This is a genomic window from Yeosuana aromativorans, assembly GCF_014646655.1.
In the GTDB taxonomy this organism is placed as follows: Bacteria; Bacteroidota; Bacteroidia; order Flavobacteriales; family Flavobacteriaceae; genus Yeosuana; species Yeosuana aromativorans.
The window spans coordinates 184,792-204,645 of record NZ_BMNR01000002.1 but is presented as its reverse complement, the minus strand read 5'-3'; the positions used below and the strand labels follow the sequence as shown (position 1 = coordinate 204,645).

Annotated in this window: 19 protein-coding genes; 7 read left to right on the top strand and 12 right to left on the bottom strand. The window is 35.0% G+C overall.

Annotated elements, in window-relative coordinates:
- Window positions 1-39: 39 nt before the first annotated feature.
- The 4 genes from IEW94_RS04270 to IEW94_RS04255 all read right to left on the bottom strand — a co-directional run bounded on the left by IEW94_RS04270 (window position 40) and on the right by IEW94_RS04255 (window position 3,822).
- The gene (locus IEW94_RS04270) at window positions 40-378 is read right to left on the bottom strand and encodes a DUF2853 family protein (protein WP_188650369.1); all 339 of its coding nucleotides are present in this window, start codon (window positions 376-378) and stop codon (window positions 40-42) included.
- A gap of 86 nt (window positions 379-464) precedes the next feature.
- Window positions 465-2,225: a 2-succinyl-5-enolpyruvyl-6-hydroxy-3-cyclohexene-1-carboxylate synthase gene (gene menD / locus IEW94_RS04265; RefSeq protein WP_188650367.1), complete on the bottom strand. Its 1,761-nt coding sequence runs from the start codon at window positions 2,223-2,225 to the stop codon at window positions 465-467.
- Window positions 2,226-2,275: 50 nt separating this feature from the next.
- Entirely contained in the window at window positions 2,276-3,394 is a 1,119-nt protein-coding gene (locus IEW94_RS04260; RefSeq protein ID WP_308423681.1) for a chorismate-binding protein, read from the bottom strand.
- 2 nt (window positions 3,395-3,396) lie between these two features.
- The gene (locus IEW94_RS04255; RefSeq protein ID WP_188650365.1) at window positions 3,397-3,822 is read right to left on the bottom strand and encodes a PaaI family thioesterase; all 426 of its coding nucleotides are present in this window, start codon (window positions 3,820-3,822) and stop codon (window positions 3,397-3,399) included.
- A 53-nt stretch (window positions 3,823-3,875) separates the two neighbouring features.
- On the opposite strand from IEW94_RS04255, the gene IEW94_RS04250 reads away from it, so the two are divergent.
- Together IEW94_RS04250 and IEW94_RS04245 are read left to right on the top strand one after the other, a co-directional pair.
- A complete protein-coding gene (locus tag IEW94_RS04250) occupies window positions 3,876-4,523 on the top strand; it encodes an alpha/beta hydrolase (RefSeq protein WP_188650363.1) in 648 nt (215 codons plus the stop codon).
- The gene (locus IEW94_RS04245; protein ID WP_188650361.1) at window positions 4,520-5,083 is read left to right on the top strand and encodes a GNAT family N-acetyltransferase; all 564 of its coding nucleotides are present in this window, start codon (window positions 4,520-4,522) and stop codon (window positions 5,081-5,083) included. Before IEW94_RS04250 ends, IEW94_RS04245 begins: the two co-directional genes overlap by 4 nt.
- 11 nt (window positions 5,084-5,094) lie before the next feature.
- On the opposite strand, the gene IEW94_RS04240 is transcribed toward IEW94_RS04245, so the two are convergent.
- Both IEW94_RS04240 and IEW94_RS04235 read right to left on the bottom strand, forming a co-directional pair.
- Entirely contained in the window at window positions 5,095-5,778 is a 684-nt protein-coding gene (locus IEW94_RS04240; RefSeq protein ID WP_188650359.1) for an SGNH/GDSL hydrolase family protein, read from the bottom strand.
- 98 nt (window positions 5,779-5,876) lie between these two features.
- Window positions 5,877-7,319 (bottom strand): MFS transporter, encoded by a 1,443-nt coding sequence (locus IEW94_RS04235; protein WP_188650357.1) that lies wholly within the window; start codon window positions 7,317-7,319, stop codon window positions 5,877-5,879.
- A 279-nt stretch (window positions 7,320-7,598) separates the two neighbouring features.
- On the opposite strand from IEW94_RS04235, the gene IEW94_RS04230 reads away from it, so the two are divergent.
- The gene (locus IEW94_RS04230; RefSeq protein ID WP_188650355.1) at window positions 7,599-9,659 is read left to right on the top strand and encodes a DUF3857 domain-containing transglutaminase family protein; all 2,061 of its coding nucleotides are present in this window, start codon (window positions 7,599-7,601) and stop codon (window positions 9,657-9,659) included.
- Between the two features lie 3 nt (window positions 9,660-9,662).
- On the opposite strand, the gene IEW94_RS04225 is transcribed toward IEW94_RS04230, so the two are convergent.
- Both IEW94_RS04225 and dnaK read right to left on the bottom strand, forming a co-directional pair.
- The gene (locus IEW94_RS04225; protein ID WP_188650353.1) at window positions 9,663-10,691 is read right to left on the bottom strand and encodes an NAD(P)H-dependent flavin oxidoreductase; all 1,029 of its coding nucleotides are present in this window, start codon (window positions 10,689-10,691) and stop codon (window positions 9,663-9,665) included.
- A gap of 82 nt (window positions 10,692-10,773) precedes the next feature.
- Window positions 10,774-12,684: a molecular chaperone DnaK gene (dnaK, locus tag IEW94_RS04220; RefSeq protein WP_188650351.1), complete on the bottom strand. Its 1,911-nt coding sequence runs from the start codon at window positions 12,682-12,684 to the stop codon at window positions 10,774-10,776.
- 214 nt (window positions 12,685-12,898) lie between these two features.
- Here dnaK and IEW94_RS04215 point away from each other — a divergent pair, with 214 nt between their 5' ends.
- Complete coding sequence (locus tag IEW94_RS04215) at window positions 12,899-14,320, top strand: L-serine ammonia-lyase (protein ID WP_188650349.1); 1,422 nt, start codon at window positions 12,899-12,901, stop codon at window positions 14,318-14,320.
- Window positions 14,321-14,348: 28 nt separating this feature from the next.
- On the opposite strand, the gene IEW94_RS04210 is transcribed toward IEW94_RS04215, so the two are convergent.
- Entirely contained in the window at window positions 14,349-14,810 is a 462-nt protein-coding gene (locus IEW94_RS04210; RefSeq protein ID WP_188650347.1) for a nuclear transport factor 2 family protein, read from the bottom strand.
- Window positions 14,811-14,932: 122 nt separating this feature from the next.
- Between IEW94_RS04210 and panB the strand changes: the two genes are divergently transcribed.
- Genes panB through IEW94_RS04195 form a run of 3 tightly spaced genes read left to right on the top strand, consistent with a single transcriptional unit; the run spans window position 14,933 to window position 17,851 of the window.
- Window positions 14,933-15,751, top strand: a complete 819-nt coding sequence (gene panB / locus IEW94_RS04205; RefSeq protein ID WP_188650345.1) for a 3-methyl-2-oxobutanoate hydroxymethyltransferase — start codon at window positions 14,933-14,935, stop codon at window positions 15,749-15,751.
- Entirely contained in the window at window positions 15,751-16,446 is a 696-nt protein-coding gene (locus IEW94_RS04200) for an RluA family pseudouridine synthase (protein WP_188650344.1), read from the top strand. The genes panB and IEW94_RS04200 overlap by 1 nt, the downstream gene beginning before the upstream one ends.
- 34 nt (window positions 16,447-16,480) lie before the next feature.
- On the top strand, window positions 16,481-17,851 hold the full coding sequence (locus IEW94_RS04195; protein WP_188651326.1) for an aldehyde dehydrogenase: 1,371 nt from the start codon (window positions 16,481-16,483) through the stop codon (window positions 17,849-17,851).
- Here the strand turns inward: IEW94_RS04195 and IEW94_RS04190 are convergent.
- From IEW94_RS04190 to IEW94_RS04180, 3 genes are read right to left on the bottom strand one after another with little or no spacing between them, the layout of a single operon-like run.
- A complete protein-coding gene (locus tag IEW94_RS04190) occupies window positions 17,848-18,654 on the bottom strand; it encodes a sensor histidine kinase (protein ID WP_188650342.1) in 807 nt (268 codons plus the stop codon). The genes IEW94_RS04195 and IEW94_RS04190 overlap by 4 nt on opposite strands.
- A complete protein-coding gene (locus IEW94_RS04185) occupies window positions 18,630-19,298 on the bottom strand; it encodes a hypothetical protein (protein WP_229669442.1) in 669 nt (222 codons plus the stop codon). Before IEW94_RS04185 ends, IEW94_RS04190 begins: the two co-directional genes overlap by 25 nt.
- Window positions 19,299-19,356: 58 nt before the next feature.
- Entirely contained in the window at window positions 19,357-19,854 is a 498-nt protein-coding gene (locus IEW94_RS04180; RefSeq protein WP_188650338.1) for a hypothetical protein, read from the bottom strand.

Genomic DNA, 19,854 nt, shown 5'->3' with positions numbered 1-19,854 from the left:
CCATTTGTAACGCCTTTAAATTTTATGTTTAAACACTGTTCAATAAACAGATTCTTTTTTAAAATGCTTTGTTAACATGTAATAAACAACAACTCTGTATTTGTTTCGGTTGGACTTTCCATAAGTTTCCATTACTGAATCAATGGCTTTATCTAATTCTGGCCCGTCATTTAATCCCAATTTTTTAATCAAGAAATTGTTTTTTACGGTAGCTAATTCAGAATCATCAGAACTTGAAACCGTTTCTGAATCAGCATTATAAATTGATGGCCCACAACCTATTGTTACTTTTGTTAATAAATCCATATCTGCATGGACTCCAAATTTGTCTTTTAAATCTGCAGCATATTTTTCAATAAGTTCTTCTCTTTTGTTCATTGTTTTATATTTAGTGATTAAAGAATTAAGCTTAAATATAACTCATTTTATTTTTATTGACAGACTATCAATCAATGAATTAACTTTTATTTAATATACTCAAAATAGGATAATAACACCTCATCATTTATGGTTCTTGGGGTGAAAACCTCTAGCAGCTTTGGTTCTTCAGATTCTGAATAAAACGCTTGCAGTTTGTTTTTTAGCTGTCGTTCCGTCTTAGCACTCGCATATTCAAAACCATACATATTGCTCAAATGTTTTGCATTTAAGTTGTGTTTGGTTTCAAAGAAATAATCAAAATTATCCGTGTTTTTCTGTCCTGGCAAAATTCTAAAAATTCCGCCGCCTTGGTTATTGATTACAATAATCCTAAAATTGTTTGGAATGTAATTATTCCACAAACCATTACTATCGTACAAAAAACTCAAATCACCCGTAATGAAGACCGTTGGCTTATTGCTTATGGCGGCACAACCAACTGCTGTACTGGTACAGCCATCTATTCCACTGGTGCCTCTGTTACAGAAAACCTCCAATGTCTTGTTTATGCTGAACAATTGTGTATATCGAATGGCAGAACTATTACCAACTTGCAAAATGGAGTTATCAGGAATGGATTTTAAAATCACATCAAAAACCTTAAAATCTGAATATGGAATCGCTTTAAGATAGCTTTCATGCTTTTCCAATCGCTTTTTTCTAACAAGTGACCAATCATCTTTGTAGTTACTCTTTACATAATGGGTTATTTTTGGCAGTACTGTTTCAAAAAAATGATTAGGTGTGGTTTCAACATGCATACTTAAACAAAAAAATGTATCGTTGGCTCTTTTTTTGTCTATATGCCAATGGTGTTTAGGTTGAAATTTTCTTAATAATGCTTTTATCTTTTTGGACACTATCAAACCTCCAAATGTTAAAAGAACATCGGGTTGCAGTTGCTTTTGTTCGTCTTCAGAAAGCGGCGCTATCATTTGATCTATACTGGGGAAAAAACTATCTTCATGAAGGTTTGAGGTTGTTTCGGTAAACACAATAACACTGTCGTCCTTAGCAATTTCATCCAACCAGCGTTGCTCAATTTGGTTTGGTGCGTTAACCCCTACCAATATCATTTTTTTTGAATATGAATTCCAATATTCCAAACACTCCTGCAAGGTGTACGAATCTATTTGCTTGGGTTTGATTACGACCTCTGATGCTTTAGGCTCAACAGTCAGCTTATCAACTGTTTCATAAAGCGGCTCGTCAAAAGGAATATTGACATGTACGGGTCCACTTTGCATTAAAGCGTTATTGATGGCCGTATTGATTTCAAATTCATTATGCGACTGGATATCCTTTTGAAACCCTAAAAAGCGTTCCAATTTATCCTCCAGATTCTTCATAATTGGCAACTCCTCATTTTCAGGGATGTTTTTTTCATCCTTTAAATCCAATTTGAGATTTGCCGAATACAAAATATGGTTTTCAAACACAAATTTTTGATTAATGGTCTGCCCATCACCAATATCAATCAAATGCTTGGGTCTATCTGCCGACATCACGATTAAAGGGATATCGCTATAAAAAGCTTCAGAAATGGCCGGATAATAATTGAGCAAAGCACTGCCTGAAGTGCACACCAATGCCACTGGATGTTTTAATTGCTGCGCTATTCCCAATGCAAAAAAAGCAGCACTACGCTCATCAACAATACTATAGCACTTAAAAAAATCATCATTGGTAAACCCCAATGTTAATGGTGCATTCCTACTTCCTGGAGAGATGACAATATGTTGTATGTTTTTTGCTTTGCACAGTTGAATAACCGTTTGTGCAAGCGGGATTTTTGGGTATATCATTGATTGTATTTATTGTAACAAAAATAAGAAATAGGGATTACATAAACCTATTACAAAATACTTTTAATAACCTTTGATTTTGAGACGGTTTCCTCCCATTCCTTTTCAGCATTGGATATTTTAGTAATGCCACCGCCCACATAAATCAAGGCTTTGTGGTCTTTAATCTGCATACAACGCAAATTCACGTACAATTGTGTGCTTTTTTTGGTAATAGCGTAGGCTCTATTTTCAATATTTCGCTTGCTAGCTCTGGGATGACGTTTTGTTTCTAAGTTCAACTCACCCAAATATCCTGTATAAAATTCCCGGTTGTAGTGTTCGTTTTTCATTATAAATGCTTTCGCCGCTTTTTTGGGAAATCCACATACCGCAGGTGTTGGATGAAGAGCATGAATAAGCGCTTTAAAATTAAATTCCTCTTGTTTGAGCCTGGCTGAAATGATGGTTTTTAAGTGCAGTAAATTACCAGCTTTAACCGTTTCAACATCAGATGTTTGTATATCTTGTACAAAAGGCTTTAAACCATTGACGATAAAATCCGTTACTATTTGTTGTTCTTCTTTTTCCTTGTCCTCCCAAGCAACATTAATACTCCCGTTATATTCCTGTGTACCGGCCAAAGACATCATAGAAAATTGGTTACCTTCTATTTTCATTAAGGTTTCTGGTGTGGCACCTAACCAAAGTCCTATTTTTGGGTGATACCAACAGTACACAAATGCAAGTGGATATGTATCCAACAACTTCTTAAAAGTTTGAACCACATTAAATTTTGTAAGCACAACTGTTTCTTTTCTTGATAAAACCACCTTTTTAAACGTTTGGTTTGCTATGGCTTGAATTCCTTTTTCAACGAGATTGATGTGGTTTTGTTTGTTCTTTTCAGCTAATGAAATTTCATTGTGTCTTGCTTGAATACCAAGATTTGAATAAGACATATCTAGACTATCGGCCTGTTCAAAAGGTATTAAAATACTTTTGTTGGCAGTGTCAAAAGGAGCAAATACAAAACCTGATTCACTGTAATCATCAATATAATGAACCGTATCATCTGTTTGCAATAACGCTTTAACTTCTGTGGAATTTGGCTTTCTGTAAGCCACAAAAGGTAATTGATTAGTATGCTGTTTTTGAATGGTTTCAAAAAACATGTCTGAAGTAATCAAATCTATTTATTTTTAGGTAATGAAATGGTTGACAATCTGCAAACGGAAACCAAATTGCCATGATCATCAGTTACTTTAATGTCCAATAATTGGGTTGTTCTTCCCTTGTGTAAAAACGTAGCCTTGGCATAAACAAACCCTTCAGTAACACTTTTTAAATGATTGGCCGTAATTTCGATACCTCGAACAAAAAATTTTTCTGTATCTAAAAAAATATGCGACGCAAAACTACCAACACTTTCTGCCAAAGCAGCTGTGGCACCACCATGAAGCACACCATCGGGCTGATAAACTCTTGAATTAACGGGCATTCTGGCTATCAAAAAGTCATTGCCATAATCAATCATTTCAATATTTAAGGTTTCCATCAAGGTTCCTTTAAAAACCAAATTTGCTTCAGCTAAAACAGCTTCCTTAGATAATTGCATAGAAATAATGTATTTTTAAAGTCGATTGTAAAAGTACAAAACCAAAGCTTAAAATGAATTCAACTGAAAAAGAAATATCGTTTCAAGTTACCAATACCTATTCAACATTAAATACATTAACCAGCAGCACAAAATATATTTGGTTTGTATGTCATGGCATGGGGCATTTAAGCCGGTATTTCTTAAAATACTTTGATGCGTTGAACCCGGAAGAGCACTATATCATCTCCCCACAAGCTCCCAGTAAATATTATATTAAACCCGATTTTAAACATGTTGGTGCTAGTTGGCTTACCAAAGAAAAAACCACATCTGAAACTGAAAATATAATGCGATATTTTGATGCCGTTTTTAAAGCTGAACCAGTACCAAAATATTGCAAACTAATTGTTTTAGGGTACTCACAAGGTGTTTCGGTTGCTATGCGCTACGTGGCAAAACGGCAATTAGCATGCTATCGCCTCATTATTATGTCAGGCGGAATTCCCAAGGAATTAACCCCAAATGATTTTGCTTTTTTAAAAGAAAAGACCAAGGTTTCAATGATTTATGGAACGGATGATGAATATTTAAATGACGAGCGAATTGCTTATGAAAAGAAAAAGGTATTGGAATTATTTGGTGAAACGGTACAGATTATCCCGTTTAAAGGAAAACATGAAGTAAATAAAGACATCATCAACACAATTGGCAACTCATGAAAGCACCAACCCTAGAAAATGAACGCGTTAAACTATCACTGCTCGATCTGAGCAATTACAAGCATCTGATTCCTATTGCGTCACAAAAAGACTTAATTCAATACTCTCCGAGCGATATTTCAACCCCTGAAAAACTAAAGGATTATGTTGCAAAAGCCGTTGATGGCTATTACCATAAAACCACCATTCCATTCATCATTTTTGACAAAACTAAAAACGCTTATGCAGGCAGTTCGCGATATATGAATATGAACTGGAATTATAAAGTTTTGGAAATAGGTTCCACTTGGATTGGCAGGGAATTTCAAGGAACTGGTTTAAATAAACAGGTGAAGTTTTTAATGTTAGAATATGCATTTGAAACCTTAAACTTTGAAAAGGTAGAATTTAGAGTTGATGAACGTAATATTCGATCCAGAAAAGCAGTTGAAAAAATTGGTGCAACTCTAGAAGGCATTCTTCGCAAAAATGTATACTTAAAAGATGGTTTTAAACGTAATACGTGCTGCTATGGCATTTTAAAAGAGGAATGGAATACTATAAAAACAACTAATTTTTAGCAACTCATTTTTTAATTTAAAGCTTGTTTTAAAGCCTCTTCCAGAAGAGGTTCCATTACTAAATACCCTTCTTTGTTTGGATGCACCGTATCAATTCCTAATTCTTTTTTTAAACCATTAGATGCATCTACCATAGCCGAAAAGTAATCCACGTAAAATATATTGTTAGCCAAAGCATATGATTTTAAAAAATGGTTAAGTTCAATGACCTTTTCAGTAGGAATTATACTTGGTCTCCAAGAAAAAGAATTAGCCGGAAGTAACGAGCATAATATGACTTGTATATGATTTGCCTTAGCCAGTTCAACCATTGATTTAATATTACCAAAAGTCATTTCCAAAGAAATTGGTCCGGTGTTTTGGGCTATATCATTTATGCCAGCTAAAATAACTACGACAGATGGATTTAAATCAATAACATCTTGTCTAAACCGTACCAACATTTGTGGTGTGGTTTGCCCACTAATACCTCTGTTGATATATGGTTTCCCCTCAAAAAACTCTGGGTGATACTTCAACCAGCCCTCAGTAATTGAATTGCCCATAAAAACCACTCTATTTGATTTAATACTTGAATTCATTATGTCTGCATTTGCCTTTTGAAATCTGTTCAAATTTGCCCAATCTTGAGCAAATAAATTATGATCAAGAAAAAACAACATACTGCTCAACAAAAACAATTTAAAATATGTCATAAAAATTAATCTTTTTTCTATTTATAAAAATTACAGCTAATTATAAAAAATCCCAATGACAAGCATTAGGATTTTCTTTTTGCAAACAAAACTATTTTTTAATGGCCGCCAGCTATTTTCTCATCAAAGCTAATGCCTTGTGCTTTTAAAATGCCCTTAACTCGCCATGCATAAAAAGCTAAATACGCAAAACAAACCACGCCAACAATGTAACTGGCATGAATACCAATACTTTCGGACACCAAGCCTTGCAACACACTGATAATACCACCACCCATAATCATCATAATTAAAAAACTACTTCCTTGGCTTGTATTATTACCCAAACCACTAACAGCCAATGTGAAAATACAAGGCCATAAGGTACTACAAAACAGCCCAACACTAGTAAAAGCATAGACACTGACCATGCCGTCATTTGACATTCCAACGGCTAAAGCCAGAATTCCTAAAAGCGAAAATATCAATAACATGCGGGCTGGGTTTCCTTTACTGGCAATATCAGCAGCTATCAAAACCAAAATCACTAAGGCATAAATATAAAAAGGTGTTAAATCATGTTTTGCAATTGCATTGACCGCTAAAAAGACTCCAAAGGCTAGATAGGGTGCTACAAAACGTAATATTTTACGAAGATTGATATCACCTGTAAAAGCTTCAACAGCACCTGTCCAACGACCAATCATTAAACTGGCCCAATACAACGAAATATAGGGTGCTATATCTGAAATAGCGAAACCTAAATTGTGTTCCATATACGCCGGTAAATTACTGGCTGTTGACACTTCTACACCTACATATACAAAAATACCTATCATACCTAAAACCAATTGTGGATATTTTAGCGCTGATGATCTGGCTTTCTCTTTGGTGCTATCCTCCTCCTCTACAATCATTTTGGGTTTATCTGGTAAGGATGAAAATTTTAATAAGACGGCAACAAGCAAAAAGGCTAAACCAAGAACCAGATAAGGAACCTTTACACTTTCAATACTCATATTTGCAGCGGCACCTGCAAGTGGCGTTCCAAAAATGGCAAAACTCACAATAAGAGGCCCAATGGTTGTTCCAAAATTATTGATGCCTCCGGCCATGGTTAAACGTTGCGAACCGGTTGCAACAGGACCAAGTGCTATTGCCAAAGGATTTGCCACCGTTTGCTGAAGCGAAAATCCTAAAGCCACAATAAACAGTCCAGAAAGCATTAAAGCAAAGGAACCTGTGTTTGCCGCTGGATAAAACAACAACGTTCCTAAGGCTGAAATTCCAAGCCCTAATACAAGTCCGTTTTTATAACCTATTGTATTGACGATATCCTTTTTAATTAAAATTGAAATGCCCATGTAAATAAGCGAACCAACTGTATACGCAATATAAAATGCGAAAGAGACCAATTGGCTTTCTCCTTGGGTCAAATCAAATGCTTTTTTAAATACAGGAATAAGAATATCATTGCTTGCAGCAACAAATCCCCAAAAAAAGAAAACAGTAGCCAGTGGAATGAATTGTCCCCATCTGGTTGGTGAATTATCAGTACTCATAAGATACGTTAAGTTTTAGTTTGATTAGAATTGATTTTAAGGTGATAAAAATAACTATATTATTATCAAATCAGGTATAAAAATGATCTGAAATTGTACAATTACTTACAATCATTATCAGATTTAATCTTTTTAAAAATTTCTAAAACATGATGAATATACCTTAAATGAATTAGCTTATAAGGTTTTATGAAAAAGTATTCCAAATATTTAAAACAATATTATTTGTAAGTATTTTTTTAAACATTTATTTTTACTTAGATAAAATTTTTACAATTTATGAGACAAATCATTACCAGTTTAGTTATTGTGTTTTGTTTTCTTAAAGCAAATTCCCAAATAACCAAAGGATTTGAGCCTACCTGGATAAACAAAGTCAGTTTTTCAAAATCTGAAATTAATAAAAATGATGTCTCAGCTGGCACTCATGTTTTACTTCTTGACAATCAAATTAACATTCCTGAACAAAAAAGCTACCATAGAGTTACAACCAAAGTAATAGATAATGTAGGCATTCAAAAGGCTTCAACCATTAATATCAGTTATGATCCTAGTTATCAAAAATTGCAATTTCATAAAATAAATATCATAAGAAATAACCAGGTTATTGATAAATTAAACATTTCTGACATCCAAGTAATGAGGCGTGAATTAAATGCCGAAAACTACTTATATGATGGTTCTTTATCAGCTGTAATGAATATTTCTGACGTAAGAACAGAAGATATTATAGATTACTCCTACTCCATTATTGGTTTTAATCCTATTCATAAAAATATTTTTTCTAATTATTTCTATTTAAATGACATAGAATCAACTGGAAAAATAAACATTACGTTGTTATCCAAAAACAAACTAAACTATAAATCATTTAACACGTCTCTTGAACCCACTATCTCTAGAGACAATGGTCTATACAGATACAATTGGATGAATATAGACACTAAAAAAACAGATTATGAAGACTACACGCCCGCTTGGAAATTACTTTACGAATCTGTTTCTGTTAGTGAGTTTAAATCTTGGGAAGATGTAGTGAATTGGGGATTGGATGTATTTAAAACAAGTGGGGAAATTGATCCAGAACTACAAGCAAAAATTGATAAAATTAACTCTAAATATGAAACCCAAGGAGAAAAAATAAAATCAACTTTAGATTTCGTTCAAAATGAAATTAGGTATTTAGGATTAGAGTCTGGCATTGGAAACTACAAACCATTTTCTCCTAATAAGGTTTTTAAACAACGCTTTGGAGATTGTAAAGACAAAAGTTTATTAATGGCCACCATGCTTAACAAAATGGATATTGAAGCATACCCCATGCTTGTTAACACGTCATTAAAGCAAACTATTAAAGACTTGTTACCCTCTCCCATTTTTTTTGATCATTGCGTTGTAAAGGTTATAAATAATGGAAGTGCTTATTGGTATGACCCAACAATAACAAATCAAGGAGGCGAATATGACAGTACTGATTTTCCTGATTATTCTTTTGGTTTAGTACTAAAAAAAGATAACGATTCTTTTGATGAAATAGAGCCGTATTCAGAAAATAAAATTGAAACTCTTGAAGAATTTACAATTGATACAATTGGCAAGGGAGCAACATTGAAAGTTACTACCACATACCATGAAGGTGAAGCCGATAACATGCGTAATTATTTTAAACTCAACAGCATTAACTCCATTAAAAAAGAATATGAGGATTTTTATTCAAAAACATATTACAATGTAACGGCTTTAAATCCACCACGTTTTGAGGACAAGTTGCGTTTGAACATTTTTAAAGTATATGAAGAATATAAATTAGATAGCATTTGGCAACCCATGCCAGAAAAAGAAAACTATATTTCAGCAACCTTTATTGCAAACAGTCTATTAAATACTCTATATGTACCCAATAAAAATGAAAGAAATACAGATTTATCTCTATTATACCCTATAATTAGAGAACATCATATTAAAATTAACTTACCCAGGGATTGGGGAATTGAAAATGATAAGCTATTTGTAAGTTCACCAGGTTTTTATTACGAATGGGAAGTAGATTATGATAAACCAAATAAAATTATAAATCTTAATTATTATTTAAAAACACAAAAAGATCATATAAATAAGGAAGAATATAAACAGTACATTCAAGACATTAAAAAAGTAGATCAAAGTAGTGCTTATCTTATTTATATTCCTAAAAGTTATACACAATCAAATTTTACAACTAGCAATACCAATATTTTAGGAGGCTTATTCATCATTTTTAAAATTGCACTAATATTTGGTGGTTTTGTTGCTTTAGCATTATTTCTGTTTTGGTATTTTGGAAATAAAAAAACCGTATGACAATTAACTAACCAACTTTTTTATGATTGCCTTGGTTGGCAGTACCGCTTTTGTATGCTCTATACTTGGGCCAGCCACCCAAACCGTCTTGTAGGTCGCTTTGGTTGCGGCATTTTTGGTGGCATTCATACCAATTGAAAACCGAATCATCTTAACCCACTTTTTAAGTTTTTTGTTTTTGTTTAAAACCTTCTCTAACCACGTGGCTTTGGTTCCTATCTTTTGGACATAGGGAGTATTAATAACAGTACAAGGCGTACCTGAGATTCGTTCAGTCACAACAATATCTTGAGCGCCATAATCTACACAGGCTTGTTTATATTCGTCAGTAACATTGGCTTCAACAGATGCTATAAAAGGACTTCCTACTGATACGCCTGCAGCTCCATAACCCAACATTTTGTCAATATCTGCTTTGCAACCCACACCTCCAGCCGAAATGATTGGGATGTTACAATTAGAAACCAGCTCTGTTATTAATTCTTTAGGGCTTATATTACCTCTGTGCCCGCCCGCTTGGTTATTAACAGCTATAACGGCATCAGCACCCAAATGCTCTACTTTTTGAGCAAATTTTAAATCCACCACATCACAAAACACTTTGATTCCCGCTTTGTGTGCCTGTTTAATGGTTTCTTCTGGACTTCCTAAAGATGTTATGATAAAATCACAACCTTCCTCACAAATGACATCCAACTGACCTTTATACTTTACATTTGATTTGTTGACAATCAAATTAAATCCATAAGCCCCACCTTCTATCTTAGCTGCTTTCAATTCCTTAAGAGCAGCTCTTAACTCTTCCAAGGTCCTATAATTCAATGCAGGAATACAACCCGCAATACCGCCTTTCATGGCTTCTTTCACCATATCCGTATTGGATACTAAAAACATAGGTGCTTGAATAATGGGATATTTAATATTCAGAATTTCAGATAGTTTGCCTGTCATGTTTATTTTATTAAGAAGAACAAATATAACAAATATTATGCGCGCATAACATTTAGTGGTCACATAAAAAAACGCAACCATTTCTGATTGCGCCTTTTTACAGTTATTAAAAAATTTATTTCACTTCTTTCAAAGTCTATCCTTCGGCTTCGCTCAGGACAGGCTACTTGACTTCTTCGAAGTCTACGTCTTCAACATCGCTGGATTCTCCTTGACCATTTTGACTGGCGTCTGGTCCTGGTTGAGCATCTCCTCCTGCTTGCTGAGCTTCAGCTTGCGCTTTGTACATTTCTTCTGAAGCCACTTTCCATGCCTCATTAATTTTCTCTAAAGCTGGCTCAATAACGGCAACATCTTTTGTTTCATAAGCTTTTTTAAGCTCTTCCAAAGCTTCTTCAATCGGTTTCTTTTTATCGTCAGATAATTTATCACCAAATTCTTTAAGCTGGCTTTCAGTTTGGAAAATCATCGCATCAGCTGCATTTAGTTTTTCGGCCTTTTCCTTAGCTTTTTTGTCAGCTTCAGCATTGGCTTCAGCTTCAGCTTTCATTTTTTTAATTTCCTCTTCTGTCAAACCTGAAGATGCTTCAATACGAATATCTTGTGTTTTATTTGTTGCTTTATCAGTCGCAGTCACATGTATGATACCATTGGCATCAATGTCAAACGTTACTTCAATTTGAGGTGTTCCGCGTCTTGCTGGTGGTATACCATCTAAGTGGAAACGACCAATGGTTTTATTGTCTGCGGCCATAGCGCGCTCTCCTTGTAACACATGTATTTCAACAGACGGCTGATTGTCTGCAGCTGTTGAGAATATCTGTGATTTTTTGGTTGGGATGGTTGTATTGGCTTCTATAAGCTTGGTCATTACGTTACCCATGGTTTCAATACCAAGTGATAAAGGTGTCACATCTAAAAGCAATACATCTTTAACATCTCCTGTTAGTACACCACCTTGAATTCCGGCTCCAATGGCAACCACTTCATCTGGATTTACACCTTTGCTTGGTGCTTTTCCAAAGAATTTTTCAACGGCAGCTTGAACAGCAGGGATACGTGTTGAACCACCCACCAAAATTATTTCATCAATATCGCTTTTGGATACTTTTGCCGCTTTTAAAGCTGATTCGCAAGGTGCAATGGTACGTTTAACCAAATCATCGATCAACTGTTCAAATTTAGCTCTTGTCAACGTGCGCACCAAGTGTTTTGGCCCACTGGCAGTTGCTGTGATATATGGTAAGTTGATTTCTGTTTGTGTAGAAGACGACAATTCAATTTTTGCCTTTTCAGCAGCTTCTTTTAAACGTTGTAAAGACATCGGGTCTTTACGCAAATCCATATCTTCTTCTGCTTTGAACTCGTCGGCTAACCAATTGATGATTTTTTCATCCACATCATCACCACCTAAGTGGGTATCACCATCAGTAGATAATACTTCAAATACACCGTCACCTAATTCAAGGATAGATACATCATGTGTACCACCACCAAAGTCAAATACCACTATTTTTTGGTCTTTTCCTTTTTTATCCAATCCATAAGCTAAAGCCGCAGCTGTAGGTTCGTTGATAATTCTCCTTACTTTTAATCCTGCAATTTCTCCGGCCTCTTTAGTTGCTTGACGTTGTGAATCATTAAAGTAAGCAGGTACTGTAATAACCGCTTCACTTACGGTGGTTCCTAAATAATCTTCGGCTGTTTTCTTCATTTTTTGAAGAATCATAGCTGACAATTCTTGTGGTGTATACAAACGACCGTCAATATCAACTCTTGGTGTATCATTATCACCTTTCACCACTTTGTAAGGCACACGCTCTGCTTCATTTTTAGATTCTGAATATTTATTCCCCATAAAACGCTTAATTGAAGAAACCGTTTTTGTGGGGTTTGTAACTGCCTGACGTTTAGCTGGATCACCAACTTTTATTTCGCCTCCTTCTACAAAAGCAATGACTGAGGGCGTGGTTCGCTTACCTTCTGCGTTTGGGATTACAACAGGCTCATTACCTTCCATCACTGAAACGCAAGAGTTGGTTGTTCCTAAATCAATTCCAATAATTTTACTCATAATATGTTTACTTTATAAATTCTGTTGAATGTTCGTTTTCAAATTCATGGAGTTAAAGTCAATGATTATGCCAACAAAAAAAATACTGACATGATGTCATTTAATTCTCAACTAAATTGAGAATCTTTTGAGAATTTTAGATTTTAGCTTTGCTTTGATTTCAATTTAATTGCACTATAAATCTCTATATTTGTCAAAATTTGTAAAGTTTTTTATGGAATGTATTTCAGTTTTTGATATGCTAAAAATTGGCATTGGCCCTTCAAGTTCACATACTTTAGGCCCTTGGCGCGCTGCCGAACGGTGGATTAAAGAATTGAAAACGGCCAATCTGTTTGATAAAGTTGAAAAAATAAAAGTGGATTTATATGGTTCGTTATCACTAACAGGGAAAGGACATGCCACAGATTTAGCCATCATGCTTGGCTTAAGTGGTGCTGACCCTGAAATGATTCCTGTAGATGACATTAAAACTATAATTGATTCCATTAAACATAACAAAAAGCTTGTATTCAATAATGAAACCCCTCTGGAATTCAACCCAGATTCAGATTTAGTTTTTAATAAAAAATTCCTTCCTTTTCATGCCAATGGTTTGGTGTTTACCGCAACAGTTAATGGAAAAAACAAAAAATCAACGTTCTATTCCATTGGTGGCGGATTTGTGGTTAAAGAAGAACGTAAAAATGCCAAGAAAAATATAGAAATTTTTAAGACATTTCCATATCCCATAAAATTAGGAACAGAACTTTTGGCATATTGCAGTGATCTAAACATGTCTGTTTCAGAGGTAGTTTTGGAAAACGAAAAATCCCTACGAACTGAAGATGCTATCAATTTTGAACTATACCGCATTTGGAATACCATGCTGGAATGCATGTACATTGGCTGCCATACAGAAGGCAACCTCCCTGGAGGATTACATGTTAGACGGCGTGCCAATGATATCCTAAAAAACCTAAAAGGAGATTTACCTTATAACAATCCTCAAGAGTGGCTTGAAACCATACGCCAAACCGAAGTTAAGTTCAGACAGATATTAAAATGGGTCAGTTGTTTTGCACTTAGCGTTAATGAAGTCAATGCGTCTTTGGGACGTGTAGTTACCGCTCCTACTAATGGAAGTGCAGGTGTTATTCCTGCTGTTTTAATGTATTATTTGGTTATTGAAAACCATGATGCCAATTTTGAGCATATCAAAAAGTTTTTACTGGTTGCTGGAGAGATTGGTAGTCTTTTTAAGAAAGGTGCAACTATTTCTGCCGCAATGGGTGGCTGCCAGGCAGAAATTGGTGTGTCTTCAGCCATGGCAGCTGGTGCCTTAACGGAATTACTTGGCGGAACGCCGGAACAGGTTTTAATGGCTGCTGAAATTGCCATGGAACATCATTTGGGCCTTACCTGCGACCCTATTGGTGGATTGGTTCAAGTTCCTTGTATAGAACGCAATTCCATGGGAGCCATCAAAGCGATAAACGCTGCAGAATTAGCACTTGAAACCAATCCCGAAAACATTAAAGTACCTATTGACAAAGTGATTGCAACCATGTGGGAAACGGCCAAGGATATGAACTCCAAATACAAGGAAACCTCTCAAGGAGGCTTGGCTGTTGGCGTCAATTTGTCGGATTGTTAGTGATTTTTATTTATTCCCAAATTAATAATCATTTTGGGTCACAGCCTTCTTTTCTTCTAGTATCAATTAAATAAATGATTTTCCATGTGCCATCATCATTAAACAATTGAAACGAATTCACACCACAGTGACTGAATGTGTCGTTATACCAAAACTCATAAGGTGTCCACACATTGGCCATGGTTCCATCAACCTGAATGCTATAATCCAAAAGCCGCTCATCCCATTTTTGGTCACTGGTTCTGTTTGCTATGGCTTCAATAAGTTTCTCAGGCTCTTCAGTAACCAGCATGTTTTCACCTTCTTTATTTGTGAACGTTGTTTGTAGTATCATGTTATCCATCATGACAGATTTCATCAAGGTAGTATCGCCTTTATGGAACCCTTCAAAAAATGTGTCTATGGTTGCTTTTATGTTTTTGTTTTCATCTTCTTGTGCATACAAGGCAGAAGTCAAAACAATACATATATAAGTGATAATTCTGGCCATACTTTTTGCTTTTAAAACTAATTTAAACTTTATTTTGCGCTTCGCATTGAGTTAAAGAAAAGTTTAACACTATTTCTGGCTTTATAATATTTATTACTTTTACATGAAATAATAAACAAACTATGTCTACAGCTAAAAAAGAGTACAAACGAATTACCGTAAAAACCTTGGTTGATATGAAAGCCAATGGTGAAAAAATATCCATGTTGACAGCCTATGATTATTCCATGGCCAAAATTGTGGATGGCGCCGGTATAGACGTTATTTTAGTTGGCGATTCGGCCAGTAATGTCATGGCTGGCCATGAAACCACTTTACCTATTACTCTAGATCAAATGATTTACCATGCGTCATCTGTGATTCGTGCTGTTGAAAGAGCTCTTGTTGTTGTGGATTTACCTTTTGGGAGTTATCAAAGTGACCCTAAAGAAGCCTTGCGCTCTGCCATTAGAATCATGAAAGAAAGTGGTGGACATGCCGTAAAAATGGAAGGCGGTAAAGAAATCAAGGAATCCATCAAACGTATTTTAAATGCAGGAATTCCGGTGATGGGCCATTTAGGATTAACACCACAATCCATTTATAAATTTGGAACTTATACGGTCCGGGCAAAAGAAGATGAAGAGGCAGCAAAATTAATTGATGATGCTAAAATGTTAGAGCGTGTAGGGTGTTTTGGAATTGTACTTGAAAAAATACCTGCAAAGTTGGCACAACAGGTAGCAGAAAGCGTGAGCATTCCCGTGATAGGTATTGGTGCTGGAAATGGTGTTGACGGACAGGTTTTGGTGCTTCATGACATGTTGGGCATTACCCATGAGTTCAACCCCAGGTTTTTAAGGCGTTACATGAGTTTATATGAAGAAATGACCAATGCTATTTCACAGTACGTAACCGATGTAAAAAGCAGTGATTTTCCAAATGATAATGAACAATACTAGTGTCAAAAATTTTATCAAACAAAGATAATCTTCAGCTTCTCTATGAAGACAACCACATCATAGTTGTCAACAAACGTGCAGGCGATATTGTTCAAGGTGATAAGACGGGCGACAAACCTTTAAGCGAGGTTGTGAAAGAATATATTGCTGAAAAATACAACAAACCGGGAAACGTGTATTTAGGTGTTGTCCACAGGCTTGACAGGCCAACCACAGGCTTGGTTATTTTTGCAAAAACCAGCAAAGTATTACCAAGGCTAAACGCTTTATTTGTTTCAAAAGACATTAACAAAACATATTGGGCCATTGTAAAGAATAGACCAGAAAAAGGTAAAGACACCTTGGTGGATTGGTTAAAAAAGAATCCTAAAAACAATAAATCCTACGCATATAAAAAGGAGGTTGCCAATAGTAAAAAAGCCATTCTTCATTACAACCTATTAAAAGAAATGAAAACCTATTTTTTGCTTGAAGTTACCTTGGAAACCGGGAGGCACCATCAAATCAGGTCACAATTATCAAACATTGGCTGCCCCATTAAAGGTGATTTAAAATATGGTTTTGACCGAAGCAATGATGACGCCAGTATTCATTTACACGCCAGACATATCGCCTTTATCCATCCGGTAAAAAATGAACCGATTGAAATCACAGCTCCCTTACCAAAAGACCCAATTTGGGACGCTTGCTCATGATATTTTTTGTAGATTTATAGTATTTACATCACCTATGATTTCAAAGCTAGTCAGTACACAAAAAGCCTATTTCTTAACCGGAGAAACCAAATCTTTAGTCTTCAGAAAAAATATGTTATTGCGTTTAAAATCTGAACTTATTAAACAGGAACAAGCCATCATTGATGCATTGTACGCCGATTTTAAAAAACCCGTTTTTGAATCGGTTTTATCCGAAACGGGTATTGTACTTGCTGAGCTCAATTTGACCTTGAAAAAATTAAAGTCTTGGAGTAAACCAAAACGGATTAGGCCGTCTTTTTTGAATTTCCCTTCTACCGACAAAATATATTATGAACCCTATGGAACAATCTTGGTCATTGCTCCTTGGAACTATCCATACCAATTATCATTATTACCGGTTATTGGTGCTATTGCAGCTGGCAACACTGTGGTTTTAAAACCGAGTGAACTGGCATCAAACACAGCTAAAATAATTGAAACAATAATCAGGAATGTTTTTAAGGAAGAACATGTTGCGGTTGTACAAGGTGATGCAACCATAGCACAGGAATTATTGAAGCAAAAATGGGACTACATTTTCTTTACGGGCAGTGTAAATGTTGGTAAAATTGTAGCCAAATCTGCTGCCGAACACCTTACACCTACAACCTTGGAACTTGGTGGCAAAAACCCTTGTATCATTGATGAAATTGCCAATATTAAATTGGCTGCCAAACGCATTGTTTGGGGTAAATTTTTAAATGCAGGACAAACGTGTATTGCCCCAGATTATATAATTATTCATAAATCTGTCAAACAACACTTTATTGAAGTGCTTCGCAAAGAGATAGAAGTCTCTTATTCAAGGCGTCCAGAAGAATCCCATGATTTTGCACGAATTATAAACTTAAAAAATTATGAGCGTTTGGTCAATATGTTGAAAAATGAATCCATCTCAATTGGTGGCGAAACCAATAAAGATAATCTTTACGTGGGGCCTACTGTTATTGATGAGCCTAGTTTAGACAGTGACCTGATGAGAGAGGAAATTTTTGGTCCTATTTTACCTGTTTTGAGTTATCAAAATGAAGCGGAAATTAAAGATATTATTAATCAATACAACAAACCGTTATCACTATATATTTTTAGCACCAACAAATCATTTACAAAAAAAATAATCACCAATTTTTCTTTTGGTGGGGGTACAATAAATGATACCTTGATTCACTTTGCAAACCCTAGATTACCTTTTGGTGGCGTTGGTTCCAGTGGTATTGGAGCGTATCATGGAAAACAAACTTTTTTAACATTTTCGCATAAAAAACCCGTGGTAAAACGAGGTAATTGGATAGATGTCCCTTTGCGATACGCACCATATAAAGGTAAAATTAAGCTAATAAAATTCTTCTTAAAGTACTTTTAATTTTTTTCATAGGGATATTCTATGATTAACTGCACACCTTCATTGGGATTTGAAATAATTTTTGATGTAGCATGGATTAAAGCAGCCCTACTCTTCATGTTCAATAATCCCGAACCCTGTTCTACTTCTTCTAAATTAAACCCTTTACCATCATCTTTTGCAGAAATAATCAATTTGTCTTGCTGATAGTTTAATGTGATATGCAGGTTTTTGGCTTCGGAATATTTGACTGAATTGGACAAAAATTCCTGAATAATCCTGAACAGTATGATCTCATGCTTCCTATTGGTAAACTCCATTTTTTCTCCAATGATTTCAAGCTCTGCCGAAGTAAATTTCAACTTCTTAAGTCGATTCAACTCGTTGGTAATTGATTTTTCAAAACCAATATTCAAGACTACCTCATTGTTTAACGATTTTGAAAGCGCCCTCACCTCTTTCAAGCTTTCTTTGAGCGCTTCTGAGGTATCCTTAAATTTCTCCTTAACATCATCAGTTACCTGCATTTTCAAGATACTCAACTGCATACTGGCAAATGCCAATAATTGCCCCACATTATCATGAAGTTCCCAACCTATGTTCTTTAAGGTTTGCTCTTGGGTCTCAGTTTGTGCTTGTGCTATCTCTTCTTCAAAAGCCTGTTGCTGCTTTATTTTATCAATCAACAAATTATTTTTTCGCTTTAAAAACACAACAAAAAATATAATGACCAATGAAGTGACTATAACCAACACGGCTATCATGTAAATCAGTAAATATCTTTCGGATGCCGTACTGGCTATTTTTTCTGTGGTCTGCACCATATCAAAGCAAATGTAAAAGTTGAGTACATAAATATATTGGCAGAGAGATAAATAAACCTTCTTAATTTAATATAATCCCAGTCCCTCTGATAAACTGAAACTTCATAACTCGTATAGTTATCATAAAAAACTATAGGTGTTATAATTAACCACCAAATAAAAATGGCAAAACTTATGTAAAAATTTATTGATTTATAAAAAGTCAAAATTTCATCACTTCTCAATATTTCAATAAAATAAAAAACCGTACACAAAAACACAATAATTGCACCTAAAATACTTATGATTGGAAAATAACTTGTGAAAAAAGCTTTCCAATTCAATAGTATATAGCCAACTGAAAAACTCAAAAATCCGTAACTAGTGTATTTTATTACTTTTTTAAAAGATTGATTTTTAATAACTTTACGATAATAAAAAGCAAAAAACATAATAGCCCCTATTCTCCAAAATAATGTAGACCACCAGTAATTTTTTTCTATTAGGGTACCCATGAGAAAGCCCAGCAATTTATCTGGGTACACTAGCCAAGTATACATGTTTGTAAAATCACCAACAATTACATAAACCAAAAAATAAATAAAGTATTTTGCTGTAGAATATTTATACCTATTAAATAAAAACAACCCTGTTAAAGCAGCCATGGCCTCAAAACAATGGGTTAATAAACTGTAGTTATTTAGTAAAAAATCTTGCATTAATTCATTGTGGATAACCATCACCACTTCCACTACCATCGTTTAACGGGTTTACTGGTAAATCACTAGTTGGTGGTGGCAACATGATATCCATAATACTTGCTTCTGATACCGATTTCTTACCCGTTGGAACTATGAACATAGTTGTATAATCCGCTTTTCCATTTGGTGCATTTCCGGGATAAACACCCAAATATACGCGTATTCCAGTCATATCATAGCCCAAACTGTCTGATTGGTTTTTAGCGTATGCTAAATAATTTTCAATATCTGATAAAGACCATGAGGAAGAACGATCATCAACTTTTCCTGCGGCAGAATCAACCGCTTTTTTCCTTGTTTTGGTCCAATTATAATTTAATTCCTTGGCTTCAGCTGGTGTAATAAGCCCCTTTGGTTTAACTATTTTATCATTATAATTCTCGGGGAGTCTCGGACAAAAAAAATAGGTTGCCAAAGCCCCAATGATAATTCCAATTAAAACATAACTCGCTTTTTTCAT